Here is an 8,744-nt window from a genome sequence, read left to right on the forward strand (position 1 = left end):
CAGACTCACATCCCTGCTTTCGTCTCAACATCGGTCCTATACAAGAAAAAAGTAGACAAGCATGATTGAAAATCTTTTGCCTGTACTACTTTTTCCCGTTGGATCATGTTGGGTTTCTATTAGCGTATTTTTGCTGCACGAAACATCAAGATGAACAAATACGGCGTTCCCAGCAGCGCAACGACGATGCCGGAAGGGATGTCTTTGGGGATCATCACGACTCTCCCCAACAGATCGGACGCAGCCAGCAATACCGCACCCAATAATGCGGAAACGACGACGGCTTTGCGATGGTGGGCACCAACCAAAAGCCGCGCCGCATGAGGGGCGAGCAGGCCGATAAAGCCGACGGCCCCCACGCTGGCGACTGCCGCAGAAGCGAGCAATACCGCAATCGTTGCTACGGCCAGCCTCGTCTGACGCACTTTCAGCCCCAAGCCGACTGAACTCTCGTCGTTAAAAGCGAGCAAATCGACACGTCGTCCCAGCCACCACGCGAGCGGCGTCAGGATGACGATTGCGGGGAGCAGCCGACTGATTTCTGTCCAGCCGCGGCCGTATGTACTGCCTGCCATCCAGGCGAGCGCCGGAGCCGCCAAAAGCTGCGCTTTGACAATCAAAATATTAATGAAGGCCGCGCCAGCAGCGGCTACCGCGATACCTACCAATGTAAGAATAACCGGGTTTAACCCTCTGCGCCACGATACTGCGTACACAATCGCAGCGGCGGCGATCCCGCCGAGCATGGCTCCAAGCGGCATCCAGGAAGAAAACTGCGGGAACACAAGTAGCAGCAAAATCGCCCCTACGCCCGCACCGCTCGTCACCCCGACGATTTGCGGGTCTGCCAGCGGGTTGCGCACAGCGCTCTGCATGAGACTGCCGCTGATCGCCAAGGCTACGCCCGCAAGCATCGCTGTCAATAACCGCGGCATTCTCAACTCAAACAACAGCTGGCTGTACATCTCGTTGCCTTGCCCCATGAACACGGCGATAATCTCGGACCACGGCAAATACAGATTGCCGATCGCCAAACCGGACATCCAGACGATAGCAAGCAGCACACAGAGCAAAATTACAATTAGCGGATATGGAACAGAGCGCTGCCAGCCACCTACGCTCATGGATGTCTGCGCCCCGGAGCCAGTGCTGCCGCTCAGCTTGCGAGATACTCGCATAGCCAGCCAAATCAGCCACGGCCCGCCAATCGCTGCCGTCACAGCGCCAGCTGGCAATTCCCCATAGGCGTTGATAAAAGTACGCGAGATCGTATCGGAAGCAACGAGAAGCGCGGCCCCCCAAATCGCGCTGATCGGCAACAGCCAAATGTGCCGTGTCAGTCCGCTAAGCCGCACCAAATGCGGAGCTACCAGGCCGATAAAGCCGATCGGCCCGACCACGCTGACGCTGACACACGTAATCAAGATCGCGATGAGCATGGCAAAAAGACGCGTTTTGCCTACTTTTTGCCCAAGCGATTGAGCCGTTTCTTCGTTGAAGCTAAGGACATCGAGTTGTCTTGCCATCAGACAGCTTAACATAATTCCAAGCATAATCAGCGGCCAACTGAACTGTACCCCTGACCAGTCGTTTTGCTTCAGGGAGCCTGATCCCCAGATGAAGATGCCTTGTGTCGTTTCTTCATTAAATAAAATGATGGCGCTGGTCAACGATGAAAACACGAGAGTCACGATCATCCCGGATAACGCCACGCGTATCGGTGTTCCTTTTCGCCCGCCCGCCATGTAGTACACAGCGGCGGCAGCCAGTATTCCCCCTGCCATGGCAAAAGGCAACGGATACTGGTGCAAAATCGCGGGCCAGAAAACCAGTCCGCAAACGACAAACATGTAGGCACCCGCATTGACGCCCAAAGTCGTTTCCGAAGCAAGCGGGTTTCGCGTCACGGTTTGCATCATCGCTCCGGCGACCGCCAAAGCTGCGCCTGACAAAAGCCCCATCACCGTTCTGGGCAGTCGTACGCCCTGAATCATCTGATGGTCCGCAATATCCTTGGGAGCAGTGATCGCCTCAATGACGGTGCGCACCGAAATATCCGCCAGCCCTTGCGTCAGGCTGACAAACGTGAGCAGCACCAACAGAACGAGGCCGCCAAGCAGCATCCATAACGGCCTCAAGCCTCCTCTTGAAGAAGAAGGGGCTTGATGGACGCCGCTTTGGGCATAGCTTTCACGCTTGGCGAGACTCATTTCGCCAGCAAATCAGCAGCTTTTTTCGCCATGATCTGTGCGGACAACGGACCGCCGTATGGCCACATGTCTCCGCCCAATGCGTAAATGCGGTTTTCTTTTACAAATTTGAGACCGTTCCAGACGGGATTGTTTTTCAGCTGGTTCTCGATGACGTTATCATCATCTTGAATGATGTGCAGGAAGTTCGCATCCTGGAGGGCTGGCAGAGCCTCTACATCTGTGGTGGTCATTCCGTTCATTTCGAATTTCTTAGACTTGTAAGCGTTGGTCAGCCCGACGCGGTTCAAGATTTGAATCGCAGTGGAGTTGTCTGTGGACAAACGGAAATCCACGGCATTCTGGTTGCTGTAGCCCATTGCCAGTACGATTGGCGTTTTGTCCATGCCTGCTTTGGCGATGCGCTCTTTTGCTTCGGCATACGTCTTGTCGAGGTCTTGCAATACTTTTTCTGCTTCGGCATTTTTGCCCAAAATATCGGCAATTTCCTTAAAAGTATCAATCATCCGGGTATACTGATCACCCTGGCCTTCAGCCGGATTGGAATCAAATGCGATCGTCGGGGCGATTTTGCTCAATTCGTCGTAGTTTGCTTCCACATTTCGCTTCATACCGATAATCAGGTCAGGCTTCGCCAACATGATCGATTCCAGGTTTGGTGCGACGCGGCTGCCGACATCGACTACTTCTGGGGCAATTTCTACCGGGAGTTTCACCCATTTTTTCATATTCGGAATATCTGCAATCCCTACAGGTTGTACGCCGAGAGCCAGCACATGCTCAGCACTGCTCCATTCCAGTGCGACAACGCGTTTAGGAACACCTTTGATTGTTGTTTCTCCCATCAAGTGCTTTACTGTGCGCACTTGCTCGGCAGATTTGTCTGCTTCCGGCTGTGGCGTCGCCGCTGGCTGTGCCTGTCCGGAACCGGATTGCGTGTTTTGGTTAGCGGTTCCCCCGTTCCCGCACGCTGCCAGCAAGAGCATAGCCGACAAAAAGACGAGCAGGATTGGGAATTTCATGAAACGCATGTAATGACTCCCCCTTTTTCTTTGCAAGCATTCTAAAGGTGATTACTGGTGATGGTCATGTCTTCCACTATGCATGATAATGATTATCATTTTCCTTGTCAATATTAGAATATGCAAATAAATCAATAGCCTGAGTCATTTACTACATGAAAAAAAGACACCTGCTCAGTCAAGAGACAAATGCCCTTTTTCTTAGAATTGAAGACACTTTTTTAATGCCTGCATGAAGGTAAGTTGATCCTGATTACTTTGTAAGACCTTTTATTCTTCGACAACTTTTCTAATAAGTACCTTCCATTCGCCATTAATTTTTTTGACTTTCATGGTTTTCTTTTGCTCAACATTTTTATAGTTCATAACGAATTGAATTTCTGCTAGATCCTTATTTTTATAATTTACTTCCTTTATACGATAGTCAATTAAGCCCCCGCTTTTTACTGAATCGATAAACTTCTCCCTGTCAGGATATTGTCCAGGATTGCTTTGATCAATTAAATCATACGCACTTTCTGCTTGTCCTGTTCGAACCATTTCCAGATACTTATCAAGTGTTCCTTCTGCTGTAGCATGCCATCCAAAGTATTGAAAATAAATAAATGCTGCGAAAATGATTGCAACAATGAGTGTTACATATTTAAGAATGTTTTGTTTCAACACAAAAACCACCTTCCATTTTTACCCTTAAATGTGTTGTAAATAGATTGTAGCATGAGTTCATAAAATTACGATGTTTTTGATATTATGCAGTTTAGTCCTAAACTAAAAACTTTACTTTTAACATCTTTAGCTATACTTACACTTGCAACTCCTATAGCTTTAGCCAAGCCTGGGGATGTTATCAAAACACCCGAGTCAGGAAATGCTAAAGTCCATGAGTCAACGATTACCCCACTGATGGAGGAAAAACTATTATTTAGTGCTGATTTCGCTGTGACCACGCACTATCAAATTTAAAAAAGTTTCAGTATTCCCACAGGTAAGTATGGACTTAAGGTCGCATCTACCGCAAAAACCAGAGGTCTAGGCTCTAGCTATGACATTGTTCTTGAAGAAGAACAGGCGTGGGCAGATGGTTGGGCCGAAGTTGAAACAAATACGTTCAAATCAGGTACTTCAACTAAAACCTATTATGACGCTGGGCAAGGTCATACTTATCGATTGAGGGTTGTGGGAAATGTCTCAGGTACGTTGTTTACATACGCGTTTTAATAATCCTACCTTGTCAGGGAGAGGTAGACTATGATAAAGCGCTTCGTTAAACTTGAGACCACTAAAAAAGTCATTTAACCAAAGAAGGTACTGACACCCAAAATGAGATGGGGAGCAGTACCTTCTTTGGTGTATCACGAAAGTATCTAGGCAATAAAAGTAACGTCCATTGTTACTGTCTCCAAACAAGGAGGGAGGATTTTTCCGGATTTTACGCTTCTTTCGGCAACACAATTCCCCGGTAAAGGCGAACCGTAATCAAATAGTACAACGCGTAGATCACAACGAAGATAGATGTCGGAATCCAGATGTTTTTATACGGTTCAAGCAAAATGATCGAAAACATCTCCATCCCGATCAGCACATGCAGCAAACCGATGACAGCCGGGAAGATGAACACGATGAACAGCTCTTTGTAAATGGAGCCGACGAGCATTTCCTTGCGAACGCCGATCTTCCGCAGCATGCTGTAGCGGTCCTTGTCACGAGTCGCCCCGGACAAAATCTTGAACATCAAGCAGCTTGCCATCATCGCCAAGAAGGCTACGCCGAGGAAGAAGCCCATGAACAGCGTTCCGCTTGTGAATGCATACGCTTGCTCATAGACGCTGTATTTAGTCTCAAGCGAAAATTCCTCGTCCTTGTCTGCATCCTTGTCCATATACTCAGGCTTGAGCAGTTCCTTTTGCCGGGCATCCATGGCCTTCAGCTGCTCTTTGTACTTGACAAATTCGTCCAGCTTCACCAAGACAACCTTGTGCTCGCTGCCCTTGACTTGGTTATAAATCGAAGGGTCTACAACTTGCACATCGTGCGACCTTTCCATTTTGTAGCTGCTCATAAATTCTCGCGAGATTGCCTGGCTCCACTCTTCTGGAAGCTCTTTAGGCTGTTGCTTGTCGTCCTCATCGCGGTACATGATATATGCTTTTTCCGTCAAAGGCTGACTTGCCCGTTTCAAGCTATTTTCCGGCGAGTAGCTCTCCATCGTGTTGGTAGAAATCAGCGGAGGGTGCGCCAGCAAATCATCCTTGAGGTAATAGATGGTTTTTCCGTCTTTTTTGTAGCGGTACTCGTTTTGCTCCAGGACTTGCATGGTAGCAAGCGCCTGAAAATCTTCATGGCCCGGGTCTTGCAGTGTAACGTCGTAGCCGCGTCCGATGCTGGCAACCAGCTCTACGTTTTGCTGGAAAGCCATACCGCCCGCCATCGCTCCGACCCCGAGTGCGATCAGCATGGCGACCGTACCCAAAATTTTCGTCAAATTGTTCACGCGAAAACGCAGTTGGGCAAACGTGAAAGCATTCAGCTGACGGTCGTTCAGCTTTTTGTTGTTTTTCAAAATTTGCACGAATACCGGAAGCAACGAGATGAAGACGAGATAAGTTCCAATCGTCGTCACGACCGCCCCGACAATGAAGCCTGGAGCGACATAATCTCTGAGATGCGTCAGCAAATAGTAGCCGAAAGTGACCAGCAAAATGCCGAGGATCGCAACTACAATCGTCCCGATGCCTTTTGCCTTGACCTGGTCGTTTTGCTGATCGGCGCGAATCAAGTCCAGCTCGGTCGCCCGCGCCAGCCGAATGGCGTTGATCGTCGAGGTGAGCAGAAACAGCACGAGGAAAAAGCCCCATGTCATCAGCAAAGACGGTACGTAAAATGGAAAGTACCCTTCTGTGGAAATATCGAGCAAGCTCATCAGCAATTGCCCGATTCCGCTGGACAACGCGATGCCGACGAGGCTGCCGATCAGCAGGGAGACTATGCCCATCAGCAATGTTTCCCCAAACAACATCTGGCTGATCTTGGCTTTTTTCGCCCCGAGCACCATGTACATCCCCAGTTCTTTACGCCTTAGCGCAAGCAAAAACGAGTTCGCGTAAAAGATGTAGAAGATCGTAATGAACGCCAACAGAAAGGCCCCTACATTGAAAACGATGCCGATAGAGCGGATCATCGAGTTCGCTTTCACATAATCGGAGTTCATGGCTAGCGTCTGAAACATGTAAAAAATCGAGATGGAAACGACCAGACCTACCAGGAGCACCAGGTAGTCTTTCATCATTTTCCGCATACTGGATAACGATAACTTCAACAACATGGATGTTCCCTCCTAGCGCACATCATGAGATGCACCCAGCTCGGCCAGTATATCCAAAATTTGTTTGAAAAATTGCTGACGGTCCCCTGTGCGATGAATCTCGGTGTACAAGCTGCCATCCTGGATGAAGAGGATGCGTTTGCAGTAGCTGGCACTGAAAGCATCGTGTGTGACCATCATGATCGAGACTTGGTGTTTTTCATTCAGATCGGTCATCGTCTCCAGCAGGCTTTTGGCGTTTTTGGAGTCAAGGGCACCTGTCGGCTCATCGGCAAGCAAAATCGCAGGCTCATGCACGAGCGCGCGGGCAGCCGCAGCACGCTGTTTTTGGCCTCCAGAGATTTGTACTGGGTACTTTTGCAAAATTTCGCTGATACCCAGCGTTTGAGCCACTTTGTCTACTTTTGCGCGGATTTCTTTGGATGCCACTCCTTGCAGCGATAGCGGCAACGCAATATTTTCGTATACACTCAAATTTTCCAGCAGGTTGAAATCCTGAAAAATGAACCCGAGCTTCTGCGAGCGAAAATCGGCAAGCTGGTTTTGTTTCATTTGTGTAATGTTGGTTCCGGCGATCTGGATAAAACCTGACGATGGCCGATCAAGCGTGGAGATCACGTTCAAGAGCGTCGTTTTTCCCGATCCGGACGGCCCCATGATTCCTACAAATTCTCCCTTTTCTATCGTCAGCGATACTCCTTTTAGCGCATGCGATTGACTCTCGCCTTTTGATCCGTATACTTTTTCAACGTCTTTGACTTCCAATACAGCTGTACTCACGCGTTGTTCCTCCATTCGTTTTTCCGCGCCAAGCGGTCTTCCGTGTTGCTCTTCCCTATTAACTGTAACCAGTTTCCAGTTTGAGAGCTATTGAACTACCTTACAGTTTGCTTTCGTTTTTGTAAGGTGGGGGGAGGCAACTGAAAGATTGCACAGACAAAAATGCCGCGGGAGATGGCGCGGGAAAAACGCCACCGCTTTTGGAGTGCCTGTCGAGCGGCTGCACTGGACGCTTGAAAGCACAAAAAGCCATCCGTAGTGGAATGGCTTTTTTGGCTCTTATTTCTTGCTTTTGTTCTCCTGCTCCCTTTTCACGATCATGTCGACGAACAGGTCGATTTGCGCCTTGATCGCGATTGGGTCGTAGCGATAGAAAGTATCGAAATCGTTGTAGAAAATCTGGTTGTTTTTCGCTGCCGGAACGGCTTTCCAGACAGCCGAGTTTTGCAAGTTTTTCAGCGCCTCGCTATTTTTCTCCGGGTCGTAGAAAGTCAGGAACATGTAATCAGCCGCGTACTCTGGCAGTGTCTCCATGGACAACTGGAGAGTCTGGTTTTTGGTGGTGTCCGGGTGCGGCATTTTCAGCTTCAATGCGTTATAGACCGCTTGTCCGCCACGTCCGGCGTTGTCGCCAAATACCCACAAGTCGCCTTTGTTGGTCAGCTCGTACAGACCGACAGTGGCGTTCTCATCCACGATGCCCTTGATCTTCTCACGGCCTTCGGCAGCCTTTTTGTCAAAGTCGGCAATGAACGCCTCTGCCTTTTCCTTTTCACCCACGAGGTCGCCAAACAGCTTCACTGTGTCGTAAATGTTCGTCGTCGTGCCGTAAGGGAGAAAAACGGTCGGCGCGATTTTGGACAGGGCCTTCGTAGTTGTCGTCATACATGACGACGATCAGGTCAGGTTGCAGTTCCAAAGCTTTTTCCGGGTTGACCCGCTCGCCTACATCCTGGGCACTTTTCAACTGTTCGATGATGAACGGGTTCTTGAACGCCATCGTTTCCGCTCCGATGACGTTTCCGCCTACTGCCAGCAGTTCGCCTGCATAGTAGTCCGTTACGATTCGTTGCGGCTTTTCAGGAATTTGGATAGCTCCTTTGGATGTACCGAAGCTGCGCGTTTTTTTCTCTGCCGCTTTGTCCGCAGCTTGCTCTCCTGCGGGTTGATTGGCAGCCCCGCTGTTGTTCGAGCTGCCAGCTCCTCCGCATGCTGTCAGCAGCAGCGAGAGCATGAAAACCATGGAGAGGACAGCAATGACCATGTTGTTTTTTCTCACGATGAAACCTCCATTATGTAAGAGTACGCTCAACACTTTGTTAATGATTCTCATTATCACCAAAAATCATAGCAAGTGTGACTTTGACTGTCAATCGTTGCGTACGCCCAACAATCGAGTAGGAGGGGGCG

The 8,744-nt window shown here is 49.4% G+C and carries 5 protein-coding genes and 1 pseudogene; all 6 read right to left on the reverse strand.

Annotated features, from left to right (window positions below; translation table 11 throughout):
• Positions 1–119: 119 nt before the first annotated feature.
• Positions 120–2,210: a Fe(3+)-hydroxamate ABC transporter permease FhuB gene (fhuB, locus tag DEP07_RS20635; protein ID WP_287102956.1), complete on the reverse strand. Its 2,091-nt coding sequence runs from the start codon at positions 2,208–2,210 to the stop codon at positions 120–122.
• The gene (locus DEP07_RS20640; protein WP_287102957.1) at positions 2,207–3,241 is read right to left on the reverse strand and encodes an ABC transporter substrate-binding protein; all 1,035 of its coding nucleotides are present in this window, start codon (positions 3,239–3,241) and stop codon (positions 2,207–2,209) included. Before DEP07_RS20640 ends, fhuB begins: the two co-directional genes overlap by 4 nt.
• 261 nt (positions 3,242–3,502) lie before the next feature.
• Entirely contained in the window at positions 3,503–3,895 is a 393-nt protein-coding gene (locus DEP07_RS20645) for a hypothetical protein (RefSeq protein ID WP_287102958.1), read from the reverse strand.
• 766 nt (positions 3,896–4,661) lie between these two features.
• Positions 4,662–6,554, reverse strand: a complete 1,893-nt coding sequence (locus tag DEP07_RS20650; RefSeq protein ID WP_287102959.1) for an ABC transporter permease — start codon at positions 6,552–6,554, stop codon at positions 4,662–4,664.
• Between the two features lie 12 nt (positions 6,555–6,566).
• A complete protein-coding gene (locus DEP07_RS20655) occupies positions 6,567–7,334 on the reverse strand; it encodes an ABC transporter ATP-binding protein (RefSeq protein WP_287102960.1) in 768 nt (255 codons plus the stop codon).
• Positions 7,335–7,613: 279 nt separating this feature from the next.
• A pseudogene (locus tag DEP07_RS20660) lies at positions 7,614–8,598 on the reverse strand (ABC transporter substrate-binding protein).
• Between the last annotated feature and the right edge of the window lie 146 nt (positions 8,599–8,744).

The sequence above is a fragment of the Brevibacillus sp. genome (genome assembly GCF_003521185.1).
Taxonomy (GTDB): domain Bacteria; phylum Bacillota; class Bacilli; order Brevibacillales; family Brevibacillaceae; genus Brevibacillus; species Brevibacillus parabrevis.

Coding starts and splice junctions, on each gene's coding strand:
- fhuB (WP_287102956.1), bottom strand. CDS start 2,210: ATGAGTCTCGCCAAGCGTGAAAGCTATGCCCAAAGCGGCGTCCATCAA.
- DEP07_RS20640 (WP_287102957.1), bottom strand. CDS start 3,241: ATGCGTTTCATGAAATTCCCAATCCTGCTCGTCTTTTTGTCGGCTATG.
- DEP07_RS20650 (WP_287102959.1), bottom strand. CDS start 6,554: ATGTTGTTGAAGTTATCGTTATCCAGTATGCGGAAAATGATGAAAGAC.